The organism is Halobaculum sp. CBA1158 (assembly GCF_021431925.1).
Taxonomy (GTDB): Archaea; Halobacteriota; Halobacteria; order Halobacteriales; family Haloferacaceae; genus Halobaculum.
The window spans coordinates 1,505,488-1,526,508 of the sequence record NZ_CP090371.1 but is presented as its reverse complement, the minus strand read 5'-3'; the positions used below and the strand labels follow the sequence as shown (position 1 = coordinate 1,526,508).

Genomic DNA, 21,021 nt, shown 5'->3' with positions numbered 1-21,021 from the left:
CGGTTCCGAGTACCAGCACAAGCACCGCTCGCCTCGCTCGACGCTCCCTGATTCAAATCGCCGTCGAGGCGGACACACGCCTCTCACATTCGTTCGAGACGGTATGCGCCGGCCGGGATTTGAACCCGGGTCGATGGCTTGGAAGGCCATTGTCATACCAACTAGACCACCAGCGCTCGATATCGTCACCTCACGCTACTGCGTCGAAGAATAAGGGGCTTACCGTTCGCGGTCGGGGGGACGACTCCGCGTCGTCCCGGCCTCAGTCGTCGGCGGACGCCTCGCTCTCGATACCGTCGACTCCCTCGCGCGCCCCCGCGGCGTGGCCCTCGTGGGTGACGGCGGTGGCCATCAGCTCGGGGGAGATTGCCGGAACCTCCGACTCCGACACCGGGCCGAGTTCCTCGATCTCGTCGGTCGAGCGCGGGAACGCCCGCAGGTCCATGTGGATCGCGATGCCGCACTTTGCGCCCTCGCCCATCGCGACCGGAATCTGGTTGTGACCGGGCGTCAGGTCGCCGACGGCGTACACGCCGTCGACGGAGGTCCGGCCGTGGTCGTCGACGGCGACCTCCCCGGAGTCCTCGCGCTCCAGCCCGAGTCCGCCGGCGAGTTCGGCGTGGTAGTCCGAGCCGTACATCGGGAATCCCCCCTTGTACTCGCGGACGGTGCCGTCCTCGAATTCGAAGCTTTCCAACCACCCGTCGTCGTCCTTCTCCATCCCGGTGATCTCCTCGCGGATCACGTCGACCGGGTGGTTCTCCAGCATCTCGGCGGTGTCGTCGGACCACTCCGGCTCCTCGTCGCGGAGGAGGACGTCCACCTCGTCGGTGAAGTTCAGCATGATCATCGCGACGTACGCCGCCGAGTCGCCCGCGCCCATCACGTACACCGGCTCGTCGACGAACATGTACGCGTCGCAATGCAGGCAGTAGTGCAGGCCCATCCCCGTCCGCGGGAGCGGCGGGTCCGGCCGTTCGTCCGAGAATCCCGTCGCGAGGACGACCCGGCGGGTCGTCAGTTCTTCGTCGGCGGTGTCGACGCGGAAGCCCGTCGGCGCGTCGTCGCTGCCGGCGTCGGAGGCGGCGACGGCGGCTCCGAGCGCCTCGACGTCCTCGACGAAGCCGCGGCGGTACTCCCCGCCGTAGCTTTGCACCTGCTCTTGTGCCGTCTGGAGGAACTCGTTGCCGGAGGTCTCCTCGGTGACGCCGATGACGTTGTGGGTGTCGCGCATCATCGCCGCCCGGCCGCCGCCGCGGTTCACGACGAGCGTGTCCAGCCCCAATCGGGTCGCATACAGCGCGCTCGTCAGCCCGGCGGGACCGCCGCCCACGACCGTCACGTCGAAATCGAACTCACCGTCAGTAGTCATCTGTCCGTGGTTAGGTCCCTCCGTAGTATAAAAACGCGTCCGGTCGTGCGCGGGACGCACTTCCCCGGAGTCCGGTAGCACGGATCACGCGCGTCGGCCGCGTCGCGGGCGACGCCGGGACCGACTCACTCGGGCGCGACGACGGCGTAGCAGTTCCCGCTGGAGACGAACGACTCGACGGTCTCGAGTCCGGCGCTCGCCAGGTCCGCCTCGAACTCGCGGGGGGCGTAGATGTGGTAGAATCGCGGGACAGTCTTTCCGCCCGGGAGCGTCCAGTCGACCTCGGTGTCGAACCCCGTCGCCGCGTCCGCGTCGGCGTCGAACCGGTCGTGGGCCGTGCTCCACGCGCTCACGACCGCGCGGCCGTCGGTGGTGAGCACGCGGGCGACCTCCGCGAGCGACGCCACGCGACGCTCGCGCGGTCGGAGGTGATGCACCGCCGCGACGTACACCGCGAGGTCCACAGCGTCCGTGCGAATCGGCACCCGCGCGGCGTCCCCGGGGAGAAACGAGACTCGATCCGCGTACCCGCGGCGCGCGGCCCGGTCGCGAGCCTCCCGGAGGAGGGCGACGCTCGCGTCGACGCCGACGACCCGATCGACGCGGTCGGCGAGCGGCCCGCTGTGTCGACCGTTTCCACATCCGACGTCGAGTCCGAGCCTCCCGGTGCGAGCGTCGAGAAACGAGGACACCTCCGGCCAGGCGTACTCGCGGGTCTTCGAGAAGTGCTCGGCGATGCGGTCGTACGTCGCCGCCACGTCGCCGGCGCGGCTCTCGCCGTCGGTGCCGTCGGTATCGCCCGCTTCGATCGTGTCGCCGTCGGCCTCTGCGTCGCCGGTCATCCGATGAAGACGAACGTGATGTACGCGGCCAACAGCATGACTGCGGCGTGTTTCACCCCGTCGCTGACGCTCCCCTCGCCGAGTTGGCCCGCGATGAGCCCCGAACAGACGCCCTGGATCGCGGCGGCGTGATAGAACAACACGATGTACTGGTCGATGTTGACGCCGCCCAGGTCGCCGATCCCGCCGGTGGAGACCGACCCTCCGACCGGGCTGCTGATCCCCCCGGTCGCGCCCGAGAGCTGTGCCCCCTCGATCGCCGGGATGAACGCCACGGTCAGCGCCGCGATGATGCCGATGAACACCGCGAAGGAGATGTAGATCACCATCAGGTACGTGATCATCACCTGCCGGCGCTCCTTGCGAAGCAGTCTGGTCGCGCGCGCCTCGTCGGCGGCGATCTCGAGAACGGGCGCGACCTCGCCGCTGGCGGCGATCGCGTTCGTGATCAGCGCGACCGACCGCGACACCATCGGCGACCCGGTGCGATCCCGGAGTCGCTCCAGCGCCGTCGAGGCGTCCGCTCCCCACTGAATGTCCCGCCACGCGCGCTGCACCTCCGGCGTGAGCCGGTCGAGGTCCGACCGGGTGAGTCGCTCGATGCTCTCGACGACCGTCATGCCCGCCTCGTTAATGCTCGCCATCCGGTCGAGAAAGTCCGGAACCGCGCGTTCGATCGCCCGCGTCCGACGCTTGTCTATCTCGTAGGCGATCCCGTAGGCCAGAAGCGCGAACAGCGTCGCCTCGATCACCGGCGAGTCGAACAGTCGCGCCAGCGGGAGCGGCGACAGCGGGATCGACCCCGTCCGCGCCCACACCCACCACAGCCCGAACGGAACGGTCAGGGTCGCCGTCAGCGACGGCCGGACCAGCATCATCTCCAGCGGTCGCCCCGCGACGTCGATGAGTCGCTCCAGCCGATCGTAGACGGCGAGTCGCTCCCTGCTGGCGGTCCATCGGTCGTTCCCGCCCGGCGATCCGACGGTCGACCCGAGGTCGCCCGCATCGGCGACGCCGCCGTCCGTGCGCGCTCCCTCCGTCGTCGCGCTCGTCCCGATCCTGGCGTTCGCCGCGCCGACGACCCGCGGGTCGCGCACGTTCCGGTCGAGTCCGCCGGATTCGCCCTCCGAGCGGGTGATCGAGTCGATGTAGACCACGAAGCCGACGCTCGCGAGCGGGATCCCGGCGTAGACGACGACTCGGAGAATCGGAACCGTGTCCTGAAGCACCAGCCCGATGACGACGAGGATCGTGATGAAGAACAACGGCCCCGCGACCAACACGGTCACGTACGCCTCCGCGAACGTCGAGAGGAGTTCGAGGTACTGCTCCTGCTGTGACTCCGCCTCCTCCTGGTATCGGTCGTACTGGCCGCGCAGGAACTCCGTGAGGCTCCGACCGCTACCGAGCACAGACGCGAGGTTCTCACCGAATTCGGACATGTTCTCGGAGGGAGTACGCGACGACATCCGCTCTAAGGCCGTGAGCACGTCCGTCCCGAAGGTGTTCATGTCGCGCACGGCGACGCCGATCTCGCGGGCCGCCTCGCCGTACACGTCCTCGTTCCGCGTCACCGTGTTCAACACGACGGGGAACGACATGCCCGAGCGCGACAGCGCGTACACGAACGCGACCGTCCGCGGGAGCGTCGCCTCCACCTGACCGGCGCGCGCCTGCGCCCGCTGGTCGAGGATCTTCCACCGGAACAGGTAGACGGCGACGGCCGATCCGGCCCCGACGGTCGCCGAGGAGATCAACAGCAACGGGAACAGCTCTCCGACGCCGAGGGCACCGATCTGCGTCAACCCCGCGAGGAATCCCAACTGCGGCGGCACCATCGCCCGGATCGTCTCCCCGCCGATCCGGAGCAGCGCGAGCGTCGCCGCCGCGGCGTACACCCCGATCACGCTCCCGGAGACCCCCGAGATCGTAGCGTACAGCAGCGTCTTCGAGGTGTACATCCGATGGGTGACGCCCATGTGCGTCGCGCGGATCCGCTCCTGCTGGTCGTGCTTGCGCGGATTGGACTCGGCGACGTACGTCCCGAACACCAGGACGGCGACCCGGGTCACGACGAGGTTCGCCCGTCGGTTCCACGGGGCCGCCACCGGCGGGGCAAGCAGCGCCAGCGCCGCCACCAACGGGAGGTACGAGAGCACCATCCGTCAGCCCCCGCCGTCGTCCCCGGTCGACTCGTCTTCGGTTTCGACGGATGCGCCCCCCGCATCGACGAGCGCCTCGTCCGCCTCGACAGTCTCGTCGGCGTCCTCGGCCGCCTCGATCCGGTCCATCACGCGGTCCGAGTCGGCGTAGTACTCGTTGACCAGCGCCGTGAACCGGCGGTAGTCGGTCACGCCCTGGTCGCGCAGGTGGGTGAGGAAGCGCCGCCGGTCACGCATCTCCGAGAGCAGTTCGCTCCGGCTCCACCCGCGCTCGGCCTGGATCTCGTCGAGGAGGACCGAGTCGTTCCGCCGGAAGCTGTCCGATTCGGCGTCCCAACTGAACACCGACGAGTAGTCCAACTCCCCGGTCCGTTGGTCGATGTCGCCGATCTCGCCGACGGTCTTCGCGCGCCGAACCCGGTCGCCCCCGAAGCGGGTGAGCGTCTGCACCGACAGCATGTCGAGCGAGCGCACCATCGCCCGCGGGACGTTGATCGGCTCGTTCTCCAGGCGGTTGATCACCGTCTCGATGGAGTCGGCGTGCATCGTCGAGAAGGTGGTGTGGCCCGTGTTCATCGCCTGGAACAGGGTGAGCGCCTCCTCGCCGCGCACCTCGCCGACGATGATGTACTCCGGCCGGTGTCGCAGCGCCGAGCGCAGGAGGTCGTACATGTCGATGTCCTCGCCCTCTCCCGTCCGCTCCCGGGTGACCGACGAGAGCCAGTTGTCGTGATACAGCGACAGCTCGCGGGTGTCCTCGATCGTGAGCACCTTCGAGCGCGGGGGGATGAACATCGAGACGGCGTTCATCGAGGTGGTCTTCCCCGAGGCCGTGCCGCCGGCGAAAATGAGGCTCTTGTTGTGCTCGATACAGAGCCAGAAGTACGCCATCTGCTCGATCGAGAACGTCCCGTAGTCGATCAGGTCGATCGGCGTGAACGGCTCCTCGGCGTACTGCCGGATGGTGAACGCCGACCCCCGCGGCGTCACCTCCTCGCCGAGCGCGAGTTCCGCCCGGGAGCCGTCCGGAAGCGTCGTCTCGACGATGGGGTCGCCGACGGAGATGTGCCGGCCGGACTGCTGGGCCAGCCTGATGACGTAGTTGTCGAGCTCCTCCTCCCCGAAGACGACGTTCGTCTCGATGTCGGTGTAGTCGTCGTGATAGACGAACAGCGGGAGGTCGTAGCCGTCACAGGAGATGTCCTCGATGTGACGGTCCGACAGCAGCGCGTCGACCTTGCCGAAGCCGCGGAAATCGCGCCGCAGGTAGTATAGCAGCGTGTGATACGTCGACATGTCCGCGTCGACGCCGTACTGTTCGAGCAGCGCCTCCAGCTCCCGGCGGAGGGTGTCCTCGTCGGCGCGCTCCACGTCGCCGCTGTAGAGGAGCGGGTCGCGGATGTCGTCGACGATGCGCTGGAGCAGCGACAACTCGAAGTCGTCGAGTTCGGGCTCGACGACGTTGTACAGGTGTTTGTCCTCGACGGTATCGTAGGTGACGACGATGTACGCGTACGGGGCGTTCACCCAGTAGCGGTCGATCTCCTCGTGGTCCGGATCGGGATCGAACCCCGCGAGCGGGCCGTCCTCTCCGGGGCGAAACGGGCGCACGTCGATGTCGGTGCCGCGAAGCACCTCGATCGTCCGCGAGACTTGCCGACGGAGCGCGTCGAGGCGACTCTCACCCGACCTCGGCTCGACGGTGTCCCCGGACATGGCGCAGTTACGCCTCGTAGGGAGGTCCGGTACTTAACTTCACCACCAGTTCCGCGGCCGTGCGACGCGTCGCGTCCCGATCGGCTTCGTCACGACGGCGGCGGCGTCGCGGTCGCGGTTGCGGTTTCTGGTATCGTCGCGGTCGCGGATCGGGAGACGCCGATGCCGACCCGATCACGGCCTCACGCGACCCGTTCGGCGCGGAGGAGCACCCCGCCGAGCGCGAGTTGGATCACCGCGCCGACGGGGACAGACACTCCCGGCAGTCCGCCGCCGAGGCCGAGGGAGAGCCCGAACAGTCGTTCGGGGAACAGCGCCGAGGAGGCCAGGAACGCGACCGCGCTGGCGACGAGGAGGCCGCCAAGTAGCGAGACGGGGTCGACCGACCACGACTCGGCGGCCGCCTCGTTGCGATAGTAGTACACGGAGGCCGCGAGCGCGACGAGGTAGACCGCCGCGCCGACGACCCAGAGGCCGTACGCGACCTGAACTGACGTACCCGCCTGGAGCAGATACGCCGAGACCGGATCCGACAGCGTCGTCGCCTGAACCAGGGGAATCCCCGTGGTGTAGCGGATCTGGAGGAGCGGAAACCGGATGAACAGGGCCGTCCCCCCGCCGACGACGCCGTAGAAGACGTTCCACGGGAGCAGCGCCGTGACCCAGGTGGACAACACCGCCAGCTCCCCCGCGTACTCCGAGCGTACCCAGACCATGTACCTCGACCCACGTCGCGCCGGGATAAATGGCCGGGACCGGTTCCCGACAATCGCCCCGGGCGTTACGTACTTACACACCGATCCCCAAGCACAGCCAACGGAATGAGGCGCGATCACTTCGAGCTGAAGGTCGACAACATCGACTGGGTCGACGACGAGGGCGACCCGGAAAAACCGACCGTCTCCATCGACTTCCACGGCCCCGAGGACACGCTTCGCGAGCGGCTCACGGGCACGGACGACGAACTCCTCTCGGCCGGCGAGACCGACGTGGCGTTCCGCCTGCGCTCGGATCACGAACGCGACCCCGACGCCGAGGGCGTCGTCGGCGTCACCAACCGGATCACCGGCGACTTCGTGCTCGAACTCAACGAGCGCGCCGACGACGTGCTCCGATTTATCCGCGCGGCCCGCGAGTACGGCCGCGCCGACGACGGCGACGGCAGCTACCGCGTCGACATCGAACTCGACGGGGAACCGCTCGTCACCTACGAGAAGGAGACGTTCCTCGTGTACGACGCGAACGGAAACCTCCTGCGCCGCGAGAGCCTCATCCCCTCCGGCGTCGAACTGTAGCCGGCTCTGGGTCTCACGCCCACGGCCCTTCTCCCTCTCTGTCGCCGTCTCGGATCTCGCCCCCGGTCGATCTCGACTTCCAGCGACACCGCGGGAACCGCAAGTGCCTTGCCCCGCTCGTCGCCTACGAGGGTGCGTGAAGAACGTCACCGACCGCGTCTCGAATCCCTTCGGAATGACCCCCGACTGTGAGCGGTTCGTCCCCGGCTACGGCGACGCCAACGCCGACTTCCACGTCGCGGGCGACCACCCGGGGGTCCACGGGGGAGTCGAGACCGGCGTGCCGTTCACCGGCTCCGACGCCGGCGACCGCTTGCTCGGGGCGCTCGTCCGGGCGGGACTCCTCGACGCCGCCGGCCACGAACCGGACGTGGCGTCCACCTTCCTCTCGTACCTCCACATGTGCGTCGCCGAGGGCGACCGACTGGGCGAGGACGGTGACCCGACGCCGGCCTCCTACGACGACATGGAGCGCTTCTTCGACGCCGAACTCCGCGCCATCGCCGCCCACGTCCTTCTCCCGGTCGGCGCGCGGACCACCCGTCACGTCCTGGCGAACTACACCGCGCGCATCGCCGACACCGAGGTCGACATGGACGCCCTCCACGGGACGGAGATCCGCGGCTCCGGCTGGCTCGTGGTTCCGATCAAGGACCCCGCCGAGTGGGTCGACGGCGACGCCGACCGCCTCGTCGCCGGCCTCGACACGCTCCAGTCGACGGACTACCGTCGGGAGTCCGACCTCGGCCGTTTCATCGCCGGGTCAGACCCGTATCTGGTCCGGTAGCATCCCGATCGCGGCGGTGCCTGACCCGCGTCGGTGGCGATCTCACTCCGGAGGCTCGGCGGCGGGGAGCCTGAGCGTCACCGTCGTCCCCGACTCGGTCACGTCGAAGGCCACGTCGCCGCCGGACTCCTCGACGAGCCACACGACGAGCCACAGTCCGAACCCTGAGGAGTGCGTGATCTGCGTCTCCGCGTCGGCGCGGAACGTCTCCAGGTCCTGCTCGGGGATCCCGGGCCCGTCGTCGGCGACGACGACCTCGACGCGGTCGTCGGCCTCGCGGACGGCGATGTCCACCCGCGGTTCCGTGCGGTGGCTGTGCTCGATAGCGTTCGACAGGACGTTCTCGACGGCCGCGTCGATCAGGTCGCTGGCGCTGACCCACGCCTCCTCCGGAGCCTCGAGCGTGATCGTCGCCGCCGGCTCGTTACGGCGCAGGGACTCGGCGTGCACGCGAACGAGCGCCGCCACGTCCAGGCGGGCGTTCCCGGACACCCGTGCGTCGAGCGTCGCCTCCACCTCGCGGACCTGCCCTGACAACTCGAGCATCGACTCTGCCGCCTCGGTGATCCGCTCGACCGCCGCCCGAGGACCGGTTCCGTCGCCGTCGCTCTCGCTCCTCCGGTCGTATCCCTCGTCGCGCTCCTCGCCGACGCGGGCGTCGCGTCCGTGTCCGTCCAGCCTTCCGATCTCCTCCTCGAGGATCTCGGCGTATCCCAACACGACGTTCATCTCGTTACGGAGGTCGTGTCTGATCACCCGGTTGAGGACGCTCAGCCGGCGGCGGTGACGGTGTCGACGGGTCACGTCGCGGAGCGTCACGATCCGCCCGGCGGGCGCGTCGCGGTCGACCGCCGACACCCGGACCTCGTAGTGCCTGTCGCCACCCTCCATCCGTCTGACGTACTGCGGTCCGTCTGTCGACGGGTTCGCGTCGTCCGTCGGATCCTCGGTCGGGGTTCCGATGTCCGCCGGCTCCGCGGGATCCGTCGCCGCTTCGGGGTCGGTCTCGCCGACGATCTCCGCGAGTTCGGAGTCGACAGCCGCGAGCGATCGGCCCACGACATCTTCACGGTCGGTCCCGAGCGCGGTCGCCGCCGCGACGTTGCAGTCGACGACGGTTCCGTCGTCGTCGAGGATCACGACCCCGTCATCGAGTTCCGCGAGCGCGACGCTGCGGGCCCGTTCTGCGGGATCTGTGGTCCCGCCGTCTCCCACGGTCACGCCGTCTCCCACGCCCGCTCTGTCGCCCACGGCACGTCCGTCGCTATCGGCCTCCCCGCTCGGGCCGGAGTCGGCCCGGCGTCGTCGGAGCGCGAACGAGGCTACTCCGGCGGCAACGCCCCCGAGAACCCCGGCCGCCACGAACGCTACCGCGTGCCAGCTCACGCGCCTCCCCCGGCTTTCTCTCGGTGGCGACGCCGCCGGTGGGACCACTCCCCGGCTGACATTACGGACTGATCATCGTACCGACACCGTATCAAACTGTCCCAGTCCGCGGTTCCGCCGCGACCGTGTGCACGCGCTCCGTCGAACGACGCGGACGCGACCGAGTCGGAAGGCTTCTTCACCCGCGGGGAACCACTCCCGGCATGAAGCGGATCCGTCTCACTAACACCGTCTTCGAGGGCCTCAACAACGTCTACGTGCTCGACGGCTCCGAGAAGGACGAGACCGGCGAGCTCGTCCTGGTCGACGCCGGCGTCGCCACGTCGGCGGTCCGCGACGACCTCGCGGCGGGGCTGAACGAGTTCGGCTACGCCGTCGGCGACGTCGACAGGGTGCTCTTGACCCACTGGCACTACGACCACGCCGGCCTCGCCGGCGCGATCCAGGCCGAGTCCGGTGCGACGGTTCACGCCCACGAGGCCGACGCTCCGCTGGTGTCCGGCGACGAGGACAGCCTGTCTGAGATGCGCGACCTCCAAGCGGCGGCGTTTCGCGAGTGGGGGATGCCGGACGACACTCGCGAGCAACTGGTGGCGTACATGGACGACCACGCGGATCTCTCTGGCGAGCCCTGCGACGTGACGCCGTTCGCCGACAGCGACGCCGTCGCGGTCAACGACCGGACTCTCGAGGCGGTCCACCTCCCGGGCCACGCCGCCGGGCTGACCGCGTTTCACGACCCCGCGACCGACGGGGCGTTCGTCGGCGACGCCATTCTCCCGAAGTACACTCCGAACGTCGGCGGTGCGGACGTGCGCGTCGAGGATCCGCTCGCCAGCTACGTCGACAGTCTCACGCGGCTGATCGACCTCGATCCGGCCGTCGCGTGGCCGGGCCACCGCGACCGCATCGACGACCCGGCGGGTCGCGCGGCGACGATCCTCCGACACCACGTCGAGCGGACCGAGAACGTCGTCGACGTGCTCGCCGACCGGGGTCCGTCGACGCCGTGGGAGGTCAGCGCCGCGCTGTTCGGCGACCTCCACGGCATCCACGTGCTCCACGGTCCCGGCGAGGCGTTCGCCCACCTCGAACACCTCGCCAGCGCGGGCGTGGTCGAGCGTGACGACGACGCCTACGCGCTGACCGAACCCGCCGACGGGGTTGCCGTCGACGCGCTGTTCCCGGAGTCGGGGATCGACCGCGTCGTCGAGTGGGAGGAATCGGAGACGTGAGGAGTCGGACGGTCCGACGCGTCGTTCGCCTCCCGCGAGCGCCCGGAACACAAGGTTGAAACCCGCCTCGGGCGAATCCTCAGGCAATGGAACTTCGCGTCATCGACAAGACCGACGAGGAACTCCGCATCGAGGTCGCGGGCGAGGACCACACCTTCATGAACGTGCTGAAGGGGCAACTCCTCGAGGCCGACGGCGTCGTCGCGGCGACCTACGACATGAACCCCGAGCAGTCCGGCGGTCAGACCGAGCCGATCCTCTCGATCAAGACCGAGGAGGGACTCGACCCGCTCGACGCGCTCTCGGAGGCCGCCGACGGTATCTCCGGCCGGCTCGAAACGCTGTACGGCGACGTCGAGGCCGCGTTCGACGAGGCCGACGCCGCGGCCTGAATCAGGACCCGCGACGGCGAATCGCTCCGTAACCGAACGAATCACTCCGTCGTCGAACGAATCCCCCCGTAGCCGACCGAACTTCTCGTCTCAGAGTCGCACGGGAACGCCGCGCTCGTCGAGATAGCGCTTCACCTCGTCGATTCCGTACTCGTCGAAGTGGAAGATGCTGGCCGCGAGGCCGGCGTCCGCGTTCGCCTCGAGGAACACCTCCTCCATGTCCTCGGGGCCCCCGCAACCGGAGGAGGCGATGACGGGCGTCGAGACGGCGTCGCAGACGGCCCTCGTGAGGGGGATGTCGTAGCCGTCCTTGGTGCCGTCGGCGTCGATGGAGTTGACGAACAGCTCGCCAGCGCCGCGTTCCTCGGCCTCCTTCGCCCACGTCACCACGTCCATATCGGTTCCCTCTCGCCCGCCCTTGATCGTGCACTCGAACCAGCACTCGACGGTTTCGCCGTCGCGCTCCACCTCGACGTAGTGGTCGCCCTCGTCGTCGAAGCGGCGGCGCGCGTCGACCGAAATGACGATGCACTGGCTGCCGAAGGCGTCCGCTCCGTCGGTGATCAGGTCCGGGTTCGCGATGGCCCCGGAGTTGATCGACACCTTGTCCGCGCCGGCCCGGAGCGTCTCCTTGATGTCGGCCTTCGTGCGGATGCCGCCGCCGACCGTCAGGGGAATGAAACACTCGTCGGCGACCGCGGATACGGTGTCCAGCATCGTCTCGCGCCCCTCGGCGCTGGCCGTGATGTCGAGGAAGACGAACTCGTCTGCCCCGGTCTCGTTGTACTTCTTCGCCATCTCGACGGGGTCACCGGAGTACTTGAGGTCCTCGAAGTTGACCCCGGTGTAGACGGCGGCGTCCCCCTCGTCATCGATGTCGACGTCGATACAGGGGATGATCCGTTTCGTGAGAGTCATACCCCCGATAGCCCCGAACGCGGTTTCACCGTTTCGCCTGTCGCCGGTGGCGTCGCACGACCGCGGACCGCGGGTCGACGCCGGCGTCGCCCGACCGTACGTCAGAGTCGCCGACGACCGCGACCGTACGTCAGAGTCGCCGACGCCCGCGACCGTACGTCACAGTCGACGGCGTGTCGCGTCGGTTCGACGGACCGCTTATCGCTTCCAGCGCGCGTCCGTCGCGTCACCGTACACCCACCGTCGGATCCGGCTTACCACCGAGTGGAGCGCACAGAACAGCACGAACACGTAGCCGAGACCGATCACCACCTGCGCTTCGAGGCCGACGGCCTCGGCGACCATCGGGAACACGTATCTGAGGTAGACGTACACGCCACCGACGACGCCGCCGAGTCCGACGGCTCCGACCGCGATCGCGTAACAGACGAACACGCTCCACCACACCGTCTCGGCGACGTACTCGTTTCGTCGGGCGGCACGCTGCACGCGCCGTAGCGCGGCCTCGCGGCCGGGGAGGGACATGCCACACCTCGCGCCTGTCCGTCACTTAGTGATTGTGGCCGTCTGTGACGACCTGATCGGGGGCGTCTGCCACGACCGGCCGATCGCATCCCTCGTCGTCGTCTGCGACCCGACGGATAGGTGATTTTTTCCCGTCCGCACACCCACCGCCGAGCATGGCCGACCACCACGATCACGACCACTTCAAGGAGTTCGACTACGAGCGCGTCACCTCGCCGATGCAGGACGCGACCGGCCGCCAGGTCGGAATCGGGGCGCTCATCGCCCTCGCGGGCGTCGTCGTCGCGTTCGTCGTCCCGCTGCTTTTGATCTGAGCGGCGTCGCGACCCCTCAGACGAGCTCTCGCTCGATGACCCCACGGAGGTCGCGGATCGCGTCGGCGTCGTACGTCAGTTCCACGCCGTCGACCGACAGCGACAGCGACCCGTCGTCGGTCGCGGTCCCGAGTTCCGAGACGGGAGCGATCCCGTCGAAGGCCGCCCGCACGGCCCCGGGGTCGGTCGTCTCGATCACCGCCCGGCCGGGCGTCTCGTCGAACAGCGCGAGGGCGTCGTCGACGGCCACGTCAGCGCCGGTCTCGTCGGTCACCACCTCCGCGAGCGCGACGGCGAGCCCGCCGTGACTCACGTCGTGGACCGCGCGGGTGGCGTCGGCGTCGGCGACGGTCGAGAGCGCCTCCACCACCTCGGGCGCGTCGTCAGGGAGGTCGGGGAACCGGTCGCTGCCGCCGGCGTGTGCGAGGTATCGGGAGCCGCCGAGCGCGCCGCCGGGTGCGCCGACGTGCAGGAGCGTTCCCTCCCCCGACACCGACGCCGGCGGGGCGTCGACGCCCTCGCGGGTGCCGATGACCGCGAGCGTCGGCGTCGGCGGGATCGGTCCCGCGACGGAGTCGTTGTACAGCGAGACGTTGCCGCCGACTACCGGGATCGAGAGGTCCGCACACGCCGCCGCGAGGCCGTCGACCGCCGCGGCGAAGCCGCCGTACACGTCCGGCTTCTCCGGGTTGCCGCCGTTGAGGCAGTCGACCGCCGCCAGCGGGGTCGCGCCCTTCGCCGCGAGGTTCGTCGCGTTCTCCAGCGCGACGGCGCGCGCGCCCTCGTACGGCGCGACGGCGGTCCAGCGGGGCTCGGCCCCCGACGAGAGTGCGAGTCCCAGCGGCTCGCCCGACTCGGTCTCGGCCTCGCGGATCGCCATGACCGCGGCGTCGTCGCCCGGGCGGACGGCCGTCCTGACGCCGACCTCGTGGTCGTACTGGCGGTACACCCAGCGCTTGCTCGCCGTGTTCGGGTCGGCGACGACCGCCTCGAACGCCTCGCGAAGCGCGTCGCCGTCGGGGTCCGCGTCGGTGTCGTCAGCGTCGACGCCGCTGTCGTCGCCGGCGACGAGACCCGGCAGGTCGCGTTCGGGCTGCTCGGGCTCCTCGCGCGCGAGGTCGTTCATCGGCGCGCCGTCGGCGAGGTACTCCGCCGGGGCGTCGACGACCGTCTCGCCCTCGAAGGTGCACACGTAGTTGCCGTCGGTCACCTCGCCGATGACCGAGCAGCCGAGGTCGAAGCGCTCGGCCAACTCGGCGACGCGGTCCGTGTCCTCCGGGCGAACCTCGTACACCATGCGCTCCTGGCTCTCGGCCAGCAGGATCTCCATGGCGTTCATGTTCGGCTCGCGCTGGTGGACGCGGTCGAGTTCGATCGCCGCGCCGAGTCCGCCCTTCGCGACGAGTTCGGAGGACGCGCCGCCGAGCCCGGCCGCCCCGAGGTCGCGGGCGGCGACGAGCAGCCCCTCGTCGACGAGCGCCTCGTTGCACTCGATAAGCCGCTTCTCGGCGTACGGGTCGCCCACCTGGACGGCGGGACGGTCCTCGGTCTCGGCGTCCTCCGCGAGGTCCTCGCTGGCGAAGGACGCGCCCCCGAGGCCGTCGCGTCCGGTGGCGTTGCCGACGAGCACCAGCTCGTTTCCGGGCGTCTCAGCGGTCGCCGTGACGAGCCGATCGGGAGTGGTGAGCCCGACGCAGGCGACGTTGACGAGCGGGTTCCCCTCGTAGCCCTCGTCGAAGGCGACCGAACCGGCGACGGTGGGGACCCCGATGCAGTTGCCGTAGTGGCTGATCCCCTCGACGACGCCCTCGAACAGGTACTTCGAGTGCTCGCGGTCGAAGCCGCCGAAGTACAGCGAGTCCGCCAGCGCGATCGGGTACGCGCCCATCGACATGGTGTCGCGGACGATGCCGCCCACGCCCGTGGCCGCCCCGTCGAACGGGTCGACGTAGGAGGGGTGGTTGTGGCTCTCGATGCCGAGCGTGGCGTAGGTGTCGCCGTCGAGCGCGACGACCGCGGCGTCGTCGCCGGGGCCGATCACCACGTCGTCGCTCTCGCTGTCGAACGCCGAGAGGAGCGGCCGGGAGGACCGGTACGCGCAGTGCTCGCTCCAGAGGTTCTCGAACAGCGCGGACTCGGCCCGGGTCGGCTCCCGTCCGAGTTCCGCCTCCACCAGTTCGCGGTCCGCGTCGGCGAGGGGCATTCACGTGTACGGTGATCGGTCGGTCTCAAATGGCTTTCTATGCGCACGGATATGGATACACCGTCTCGGTCCCGGGCGACACCGACCGGACCGGACTCCTTTTTAGGAGCCACGACAAGCTCAGGGCGTGCTATCGGTCGAGCTGCACAGTCACTCCGCGCTCTCGCACGACGGCCGCGACCCCGTCGATATGCTCCTCGAACAGGCGGCCGCAGTCGGCCTCGACGCCCTGGCGGTCACCGACCACGACGAACTCGACGCGAGCCTCGAGGCCGTCGACCTGGCGGACGACTACGGACTCGTCGGCATCCCGGGCATGGAGATCACCAGCGCCGCGGGCCACGTCCTCGCGTTCGGCATCGAGGAGCTGATCCCCGCCGGCCTCGAGTACGACGAGACGCTCGACCGGATCCGCGATCAGGGTGGGCTGGCGGTGATCCCGCACCCGTTTCAGTCCTCGCGCCACGGCGTCGCGCCCCACATCACAGACGAGCAGTTGGCCAGCGCCGACGCCATCGAGGTGTACAACTCCCGACTCTTGACCGGTCGCTCGAACCGCCAGGCGGAGTCGTTCGCAGTAAACCACGGCGTGCCGATGACCGCCGGCAGCGACGCGCACATCGCCGAAATGGTGGGCCAGGCGGTCACGGAGGTCGGTGCGGACGAGCGCTCGGTCGCGTCGATCCTCGAGGCGATCCGCGAGGGGCGCACGAGCGTCGTCGGCAAGCGCACGCCGTGGTACATCTCCTTCCGGCAGGCCGCCGGCGGGGCGAAGCGCCGGATCGGTCGCCGCGTCGACGACCTGTTTTGAGATGTCGGCCGACGACGCGGGCGACCCCTCGGAGGATCGTCTCGACGGGACGGATCCGGCGACCGTCCGAGCGGCCATCGAGTCGGGGGACCCGCTCCCCGGAACCGCCGGGTTCGCCGGCCGCGTCGACGACCTGCTCGTTCGGGACGCGCTCGGTCGCCGACCGCTGTTCGTCGACGAGGCCGCCGGCGGTAGAGACGAGGGAAGCCGCGGAGGTGACGAAGGCGACAGAGTGGGCAGAGGCGACAGCGGTGACGGAGCCGGCGACGAGTGGAGCTTCGACCCGACCGATCTCGAGTCCCCCCGATCGCTGCCGGCTGGGACGGTCCGGGACCTCGCCGCGTCCGCCGCCTCCGGCGGGGACCGCGAGCGACCCATCTGGTCGCTGCCGGATCCCGAACCGGCCGCGCGCGCCGACGCGCAGGCGGCCGTGACGGAGGCGGTTCGCGCGAGCGTCGGGGGCGTCGAGACCCGCGACGATCCGGGGAACGCGCGCGTCGCGGTGGCGTTCTCCGGCGGGGTCGACTCGGCGGTCGTCGCCGCCGGGATCCCGGACGCGCCGCTGTACGTGGTCGGGTTCGAGGGCGCACACGACGTCGCCGCCGCCCGCGACGCCGCCGACGAGATGGGCCGCCGCGGCGACCTCCGGGTCGTGGAGCTCTCGCACGCCGACCTGAGGCGGGCGGTGCCGGAACTCGTCGCCACGACCGGCCGTCGAAATCCGATGGACCTGTCCATCGCGCTCCCGCTGTACCTCGTCGCCGAGCGCGTCGCCGCCGACGGCTACGACCGACTCGCGGTCGGGCAGGGGGCGGACGAACTGTTCGGCGGGTACGCGAAGGTCGTCGACCCGTCGGCGGACGACCGCGTCGACGCCGACACAGTCCGCGGTGCGCGCCGCGAGACCGTTCTGACGCTCCCAGACCAGTTGGAGCGGGACGTGCTCGCGTTGCGCGCCGCGGGCGTCGAGCCGGTCGCGCCGCTCCTGCACGACCGCGTCGTCGCCGCGGCGCTGTCGCTTCCGGGTGACCTGCTCGTCGCCGGCGACGAACGGAAGGTGGCGCTGCGGACGGCGGCCGACGGTCTCGTCCCCGACGAGGTCCGATCGACGGACAAGAAGGCCGTCCAGTATGGCACCTACGTCTCACGGGAACTGGACCGGCTCGCGAGACGGGCGGGCTTCAAGCGTCGGATGGACGACCACGTCGGCCGGTACGTGGCCTCGCTGTGCGACGAGGAGTACGAATCGACCGCGTAGCCGTCCGGGGATCGCCAGTTACTCCGGTCGGCCGCCGTCGCCGAGGGCGACCGCGTCCCCCGGATTGGCAGGCGGGTCGTCGCGGCCGTCGACGCCCGAGACCTCGAACGCCTGGACGGTCCGACGGAGCCGTTCGGCCTGGGCGGCCAGCGAGTCCGTCTCGGCGCTGACCCGCGACATGGTCGACACCTGCTCGTCGGCCGTCTCCGAGACGGCCTCCGCGTCGGCGGCGGTCTCCTCGCTCATGTCGGCCACGGGCTCGATCGCCGCCACGGCCTCCTCCGTGCTCGCGGCCTGATCGTCGGTCGCGCGGCTGATCTCCTGGATCCCCTGGTTGGTCTCGGCGGCGTTGTCCGCGACGGACGCGAGGGCGTCGGCGACCTCGTCAACGGCCTCGGCACCGTCGTGGATCTCCGACTCCGCGGCCCTGACCTCCTCGACGGTGCGCTCGGTTCGTGCCTGCGTCCGCTCGATCAGTTCCTCGATGTCGGCGGCGGCCTCGCGGGTCTCCTCGGCCAGTTGCTTGACCTCGTCGGCGACGACGGCGAAGCCGTCGCTGGTGCCGTCGCCCGACCCGCCGGCGCGCGCGGCCTCGATGTTCGCGTTGAGCGCGAGCATGTTGGTCTGCTCGGCGATGTCGCCGATGAGGTCGACGATCTCGCCGATCTCGTCCATCTGCTCGTCGAGCGACCGGACGTTGTCGACGGTCGAGTCGATCGTCGCCTCCACCTCCTCCATCCCGTCGATCGCCTCGCCGGCGGCCTCGCGGCCGTCGTCGGCGACCTCGGCGGTCTCCTCGGAGGTGTCCGCGACCGTCTGAGCCGAGGAGGCGATCTCCTCGACGGTCGCCGAGAGGTCGCTCATCTCGCCGGCGACCTCGTCGAGTAGTTCGCGCTGCTCGTCGGCGCGCGCGGCGATCTCCGTGACGGACTCGTTCACGGACTCGCTGGCCCGCTCGGCGTCGTCGACGCCCTCGCTCGTCTCCTCGCTGGCGGTCGCCACCGACTGCGAGACGGACTTCACGTCCGCGACGGTCGATTCGATCTCGGCGAGCATCTCGTTGCACGCGACGGCGATCCGCTCCATCGCCTCGCTCTCGCTGTCGTCGTCCAGCCTGACCGTGAGATCGCCGTCGGCCACTCGCGACATTGCCGTGCTGTAGTCGTCGGCCTTCGTTTTCAGGTGGGCGTTCAACTGTTCCACTTCCTCGCGGCGGGCCTCGGCCTCCGCCATCGCCTCCTCGGCGTCCCGGACCTGTTCTTTCTGCTCGGTGACGCGTTCGAGGCGCTCGCGCGACTCCTCGCGCGACTCCTCGATCGAGTACCAGTTCGTCATCAGCGCGGCCGACAGCGCGAGGATGAACGCCGCGTGTACCCCGGCCCAGGCCCACGGGTTCGCGATCGCCGCCGGGTGGTTGTACACCGTCGACGGGTCGATCATGCTGAAGATCACGTGACCGCCGGCGACGTAGACGAGGCCGAGCGCCAGCGGCATCCAGTCCTCGTACACCGCGATCACGGCCATGACGACGAAGAAGTGGAAGTGGGCCTCGATGTACCCGCCCGAGAACTGGACCAACACGCCGGAACTGTACATCAGCCCCAGCGACGCCAGCGCGGTCCGCGTCCGTCGACCGAACCGCGACCACGTCGCGAGCGCCGTGATCGCGACGAGTACCCCGAGCTGTGCCCCGACCCGCCACGTCGGAAGCTCCGGGATCGTCGCCCCCGTGACGAGCGACTCGGTCCCGGAGAACAGTCCGAGCGCGAGCAGGAACGGAACGTGTGCGGCCAGGGAGATGAGGATCCGGCGGTGTCTCCCCCGCCATCGCTCCTCTGGGATCGTCGTCCCGTCGGGAGTGTATCGAACGATTCGTTCGAACCGCTCTCTCACCCGTTCCGTCGCGTGTCCCACGCTCACGGGGCCGTCCGCCGTCGGTGCCATGGGAGGGTACCAGAGACACGACTCACATAAGGGCGGTCCTCAAAACACGAATTCTGATAACCAAGAGTGTAATGAACGAAGATGTTCGTTCTCTACGACCCGAACGGACCATAAGCGGTGCGCACCCTCCGGACGCGTGTCACCGCCCGCCGCCCCAGTCGGTCCCGCCCGCCTCGGCGACCGCGTCGATCGCCTCGACGCCGATCGCGACGGTGTCGGCGTCCACGTCGCCCGCGCGAAGCTCCGCCGGCGTGTACCACGCCCACGCATCGGGACCGACCTCGTCGTCGCCGGCGGGGTCGATCTCGCGTGACCCGACCGCGGCGAAGAACACCGAGTCGATGTGCTGGTGGCCCACCTCCCCGTCGTCGTTGACGTTGATGTCGTACAGCATCGTGTGTCGCGGCGTCGGAAGCGTCTCGCCGGCGGGGGCCTCGACCGGCTCCGTGTCGTCGACGAGCGTCGGATCCAGCCCCGTCTCCTCGCGGGCCTCTCGGAGCGCCGCCTCGTGGGGGAGTTCGTCCCGGTCGACGTGTCCCCCGGGCGGGATTCGAATCCCGAGCCGAGGGTGAGGGTGCAGCGCCGTCGCGCCGTCGTGAACCAGATAGACGGTGGCCGTGAAGTGCCGGGTGGTCTCCATACCGGTCGCTGTGGGGGCGTCGGCTTCGACTTTACGGAAGGGTGTCGGCTTCGGTGCTACAGACCCTGATTCAGGCGGGTGCGTCGGGGCGGTCGAGTGGTGACTCTCGGCGATCGGAGACGGCTCGAACGGGGACGGATCGATCCGCTACACTTCGACCTGCTCTTCGGCCTCGAGCAGTTCGTGATACCGGTTTCGAATGGTGACCTCCGAGATGTTCGCCACCTCGCTGACCTCGCTTTGGGTCACCTTCTCGTTGGTGAGCAGCGAGGCGGCGTAGACGGCGGCCGCGGCGAGGCCCACGGGCGATTTCCCCGAGTGTACGCCCTCCCGTTTCGCCGTCTGGAGGAGCCCACGCGCCCGTCGTTCCGACTCGTCTGAGAGGTCGAGATCGGAGGCGAACCGCGGGACGTAGCTCTCGGGATCGGCCGGCTGGATCTCCAGGTTCAGCTCCCGGACCACGTACCGGTACGTCCGGGCGATCTCGTCCTTGTCGACCCGGGAGACGTTCGCGATCTCGTCCAGCGACCGCGGGGTCCCCGCCTGTCGGGCGGCCGCGTACAGGCTGGAGGTGGCGACGCCCTCGATGGAGCGGCCCGGCAAGAGGTCCTCCTCGAGCGCGCGACGGTAGATGACCGACGCCGTCTCGCGGACGTTGTCCGGCAGGCCCAGCGCGCTCGCCATGCGGTCGATCTCGCCGAGGGCCTGCTTGAGGTTGCGCTCCTTGGAGTCGCGGGTGCGGAAGCGCTCGTTCCACGTGCGCAGCCGCTGCATCTTCTCGCGCTGGCGGCTCGACAGGGAATTGCCGTAGGCGTCCTTGTCCTGCCAGCCGATGTTCGTCGACAGCCCCTTGTCGTGCATCATGTTCGTCGTCGGGGCACCGACGCGGGACTTCTCGTCCTTCTCGCTCGCGTCGAAGGCGCGCCACTCGGGGCCGCGGTCGATCTCGTCCTCCTCGACGACGAGTCCGCAGTCGCGACACACCGTCTCCCCGCGTTCGGAGTCGTTCACCAAGTGCCCGCCGCACTCGGGGCACTCCACCTGCTCGCGCTCGCCGTCGGTTTCCTCGGTAGTCGTATCGTCCCGGGTCCGCTCGTCCGTGTAACTTCGGACGTTCTCACTCATTGTTAGGGTCTAACAGGAACGGGAGACCGGCGTCTCCAATCGGATTCTCTGTACCTTCTACACGGGCGGAATCTACTTATAACTGCTGGCGGATTC

Annotated in this window: 19 protein-coding genes and 1 tRNA gene; 7 read left to right on the top strand and 13 right to left on the bottom strand. The window is 69.5% G+C overall.

Annotated features, from left to right (window positions below):
* Positions 1-104 precede the first annotated feature (104 nt).
* The 6 genes from Hbl1158_RS08000 to Hbl1158_RS07975 all read right to left on the bottom strand — a co-directional run bounded on the left by Hbl1158_RS08000 (position 105) and on the right by Hbl1158_RS07975 (position 6,808).
* Positions 105-176, bottom strand: a tRNA-Gly gene (locus Hbl1158_RS08000).
* A gap of 86 nt (positions 177-262) precedes the next feature.
* Positions 263-1,372 carry an NAD(P)/FAD-dependent oxidoreductase gene (locus Hbl1158_RS07995; RefSeq protein WP_234296242.1) on the bottom strand — a complete coding sequence of 370 codons (1,110 nt, stop codon included), beginning with the start codon at positions 1,370-1,372 and terminating at the stop codon, positions 263-265.
* Between the two features lie 125 nt (positions 1,373-1,497).
* Positions 1,498-2,214 (bottom strand): class I SAM-dependent methyltransferase, encoded by a 717-nt coding sequence (locus Hbl1158_RS07990; RefSeq protein WP_234296238.1) that lies wholly within the window; start codon positions 2,212-2,214, stop codon positions 1,498-1,500.
* A complete protein-coding gene (locus Hbl1158_RS07985) occupies positions 2,211-4,376 on the bottom strand; it encodes a type II secretion system F family protein (RefSeq protein ID WP_234296237.1) in 2,166 nt (721 codons plus the stop codon). The genes Hbl1158_RS07990 and Hbl1158_RS07985 overlap by 4 nt, the downstream gene beginning before the upstream one ends.
* 3 nt (positions 4,377-4,379) lie before the next feature.
* Positions 4,380-6,092 carry a type II/IV secretion system ATPase subunit gene (locus Hbl1158_RS07980; protein ID WP_234296236.1) on the bottom strand — a complete coding sequence of 571 codons (1,713 nt, stop codon included), beginning with the start codon at positions 6,090-6,092 and terminating at the stop codon, positions 4,380-4,382.
* Positions 6,093-6,274: 182 nt separating this feature from the next.
* Positions 6,275-6,808 (bottom strand): hypothetical protein, encoded by a 534-nt coding sequence (locus Hbl1158_RS07975; RefSeq protein WP_234296235.1) that lies wholly within the window; start codon positions 6,806-6,808, stop codon positions 6,275-6,277.
* A gap of 105 nt (positions 6,809-6,913) precedes the next feature.
* Between Hbl1158_RS07975 and Hbl1158_RS07970 the strand changes: the two genes are divergently transcribed.
* Both Hbl1158_RS07970 and Hbl1158_RS07965 read left to right on the top strand, forming a co-directional pair.
* The gene (locus Hbl1158_RS07970) at positions 6,914-7,387 is read left to right on the top strand and encodes a DUF5793 family protein (protein WP_234296234.1); all 474 of its coding nucleotides are present in this window, start codon (positions 6,914-6,916) and stop codon (positions 7,385-7,387) included.
* A gap of 136 nt (positions 7,388-7,523) precedes the next feature.
* Positions 7,524-8,174, top strand: coding sequence for a uracil-DNA glycosylase family protein (locus tag Hbl1158_RS07965; RefSeq protein ID WP_234296233.1), 651 nt, complete (start codon positions 7,524-7,526; stop codon positions 8,172-8,174).
* Between the two features lie 42 nt (positions 8,175-8,216).
* On the opposite strand, the gene Hbl1158_RS07960 is transcribed toward Hbl1158_RS07965, so the two are convergent.
* Positions 8,217-9,425 (bottom strand): PAS domain-containing sensor histidine kinase, encoded by a 1,209-nt coding sequence (locus Hbl1158_RS07960; RefSeq protein ID WP_234296232.1) that lies wholly within the window; start codon positions 9,423-9,425, stop codon positions 8,217-8,219.
* A 338-nt stretch (positions 9,426-9,763) separates the two neighbouring features.
* Between Hbl1158_RS07960 and Hbl1158_RS07955 the strand changes: the two genes are divergently transcribed.
* Together Hbl1158_RS07955 and Hbl1158_RS07950 are read left to right on the top strand one after the other, a co-directional pair.
* A complete protein-coding gene (locus Hbl1158_RS07955; RefSeq protein WP_234296230.1) occupies positions 9,764-10,795 on the top strand; it encodes an MBL fold metallo-hydrolase in 1,032 nt (343 codons plus the stop codon).
* 86 nt (positions 10,796-10,881) lie between these two features.
* Positions 10,882-11,187 (top strand): DNA-directed RNA polymerase subunit L, encoded by a 306-nt coding sequence (locus Hbl1158_RS07950; RefSeq protein WP_234296228.1) that lies wholly within the window; start codon positions 10,882-10,884, stop codon positions 11,185-11,187.
* Between the two features lie 90 nt (positions 11,188-11,277).
* On the opposite strand, the gene hisF is transcribed toward Hbl1158_RS07950, so the two are convergent.
* Together hisF and Hbl1158_RS07940 are read right to left on the bottom strand one after the other, a co-directional pair.
* A complete protein-coding gene (gene hisF / locus Hbl1158_RS07945; protein WP_234296226.1) occupies positions 11,278-12,105 on the bottom strand; it encodes an imidazole glycerol phosphate synthase subunit HisF in 828 nt (275 codons plus the stop codon).
* 198 nt (positions 12,106-12,303) lie between these two features.
* Positions 12,304-12,630 (bottom strand): hypothetical protein, encoded by a 327-nt coding sequence (locus Hbl1158_RS07940; RefSeq protein ID WP_234296222.1) that lies wholly within the window; start codon positions 12,628-12,630, stop codon positions 12,304-12,306.
* A 155-nt stretch (positions 12,631-12,785) separates the two neighbouring features.
* Between Hbl1158_RS07940 and Hbl1158_RS07935 the strand changes: the two genes are divergently transcribed.
* Positions 12,786-12,944: a hypothetical protein gene (locus tag Hbl1158_RS07935; protein WP_234296221.1), complete on the top strand. Its 159-nt coding sequence runs from the start codon at positions 12,786-12,788 to the stop codon at positions 12,942-12,944.
* Positions 12,945-12,960: 16 nt separating this feature from the next.
* On the opposite strand, the gene purL is transcribed toward Hbl1158_RS07935, so the two are convergent.
* On the bottom strand, positions 12,961-15,147 hold the full coding sequence (purL, locus tag Hbl1158_RS07930) for a phosphoribosylformylglycinamidine synthase subunit PurL (protein WP_234296220.1): 2,187 nt from the start codon (positions 15,145-15,147) through the stop codon (positions 12,961-12,963).
* 127 nt (positions 15,148-15,274) lie between these two features.
* On the opposite strand from purL, the gene Hbl1158_RS07925 reads away from it, so the two are divergent.
* Positions 15,275-15,958, top strand: coding sequence for a PHP domain-containing protein (locus Hbl1158_RS07925; protein ID WP_234296217.1), 684 nt, complete (start codon positions 15,275-15,277; stop codon positions 15,956-15,958).
* A 1-nt stretch (position 15,959) separates the two neighbouring features.
* The gene (locus Hbl1158_RS07920; RefSeq protein WP_234296216.1) at positions 15,960-17,216 is read left to right on the top strand and encodes an asparagine synthase-related protein; all 1,257 of its coding nucleotides are present in this window, start codon (positions 15,960-15,962) and stop codon (positions 17,214-17,216) included.
* A gap of 18 nt (positions 17,217-17,234) precedes the next feature.
* On the opposite strand, the gene Hbl1158_RS07915 is transcribed toward Hbl1158_RS07920, so the two are convergent.
* The 3 genes from Hbl1158_RS07915 to Hbl1158_RS07905 form a co-directional block, all read right to left on the bottom strand.
* On the bottom strand, positions 17,235-19,160 hold the full coding sequence (locus Hbl1158_RS07915; RefSeq protein ID WP_234296215.1) for a methyl-accepting chemotaxis protein: 1,926 nt from the start codon (positions 19,158-19,160) through the stop codon (positions 17,235-17,237).
* A gap of 139 nt (positions 19,161-19,299) precedes the next feature.
* Entirely contained in the window at positions 19,300-19,800 is a 501-nt protein-coding gene (locus Hbl1158_RS07910) for an NUDIX domain-containing protein (protein WP_234296213.1), read from the bottom strand.
* 147 nt (positions 19,801-19,947) lie between these two features.
* The gene (locus Hbl1158_RS07905) at positions 19,948-20,925 is read right to left on the bottom strand and encodes a transcription initiation factor IIB (protein ID WP_234296211.1); all 978 of its coding nucleotides are present in this window, start codon (positions 20,923-20,925) and stop codon (positions 19,948-19,950) included.
* Positions 20,926-21,021 lie beyond the last annotated feature (96 nt).

Bases quoted from the DNA above. Each gene is read 5' to 3' on its own strand.
- Hbl1158_RS07995 (WP_234296242.1), bottom strand. From the start codon at position 1,372: ATGACTACTGACGGTGAGTTCGATTTCGACGTGACGGTCGTGGGCGGC.
- Hbl1158_RS07920 (WP_234296216.1), top strand. From the start codon at position 15,960: ATGTCGGCCGACGACGCGGGCGACCCCTCGGAGGATCGTCTCGACGGG.
- Hbl1158_RS07910 (WP_234296213.1), bottom strand. From the start codon at position 19,800: ATGGAGACCACCCGGCACTTCACGGCCACCGTCTATCTGGTTCACGAC.
- Hbl1158_RS07935 (WP_234296221.1), top strand. From the start codon at position 12,786: ATGGCCGACCACCACGATCACGACCACTTCAAGGAGTTCGACTACGAG.
- Hbl1158_RS07915 (WP_234296215.1), bottom strand. From the start codon at position 19,160: ATGGCACCGACGGCGGACGGCCCCGTGAGCGTGGGACACGCGACGGAA.
- Hbl1158_RS07990 (WP_234296238.1), bottom strand. From the start codon at position 2,214: ATGACCGGCGACGCAGAGGCCGACGGCGACACGATCGAAGCGGGCGAT.
- Hbl1158_RS07985 (WP_234296237.1), bottom strand. From the start codon at position 4,376: ATGGTGCTCTCGTACCTCCCGTTGGTGGCGGCGCTGGCGCTGCTTGCC.
- Hbl1158_RS07970 (WP_234296234.1), top strand. From the start codon at position 6,914: ATGAGGCGCGATCACTTCGAGCTGAAGGTCGACAACATCGACTGGGTC.
- Hbl1158_RS07950 (WP_234296228.1), top strand. From the start codon at position 10,882: ATGGAACTTCGCGTCATCGACAAGACCGACGAGGAACTCCGCATCGAG.
- Hbl1158_RS07975 (WP_234296235.1), bottom strand. From the start codon at position 6,808: ATGGTCTGGGTACGCTCGGAGTACGCGGGGGAGCTGGCGGTGTTGTCC.
- Hbl1158_RS07905 (WP_234296211.1), bottom strand. From the start codon at position 20,925: ATGAGTGAGAACGTCCGAAGTTACACGGACGAGCGGACCCGGGACGAT.
- Hbl1158_RS07955 (WP_234296230.1), top strand. From the start codon at position 9,764: ATGAAGCGGATCCGTCTCACTAACACCGTCTTCGAGGGCCTCAACAAC.
- purL (WP_234296220.1), bottom strand. From the start codon at position 15,147: ATGCCCCTCGCCGACGCGGACCGCGAACTGGTGGAGGCGGAACTCGGA.
- hisF (WP_234296226.1), bottom strand. From the start codon at position 12,105: ATGACTCTCACGAAACGGATCATCCCCTGTATCGACGTCGACATCGAT.
- Hbl1158_RS07940 (WP_234296222.1), bottom strand. From the start codon at position 12,630: ATGTCCCTCCCCGGCCGCGAGGCCGCGCTACGGCGCGTGCAGCGTGCC.
- Hbl1158_RS07980 (WP_234296236.1), bottom strand. From the start codon at position 6,092: ATGTCCGGGGACACCGTCGAGCCGAGGTCGGGTGAGAGTCGCCTCGAC.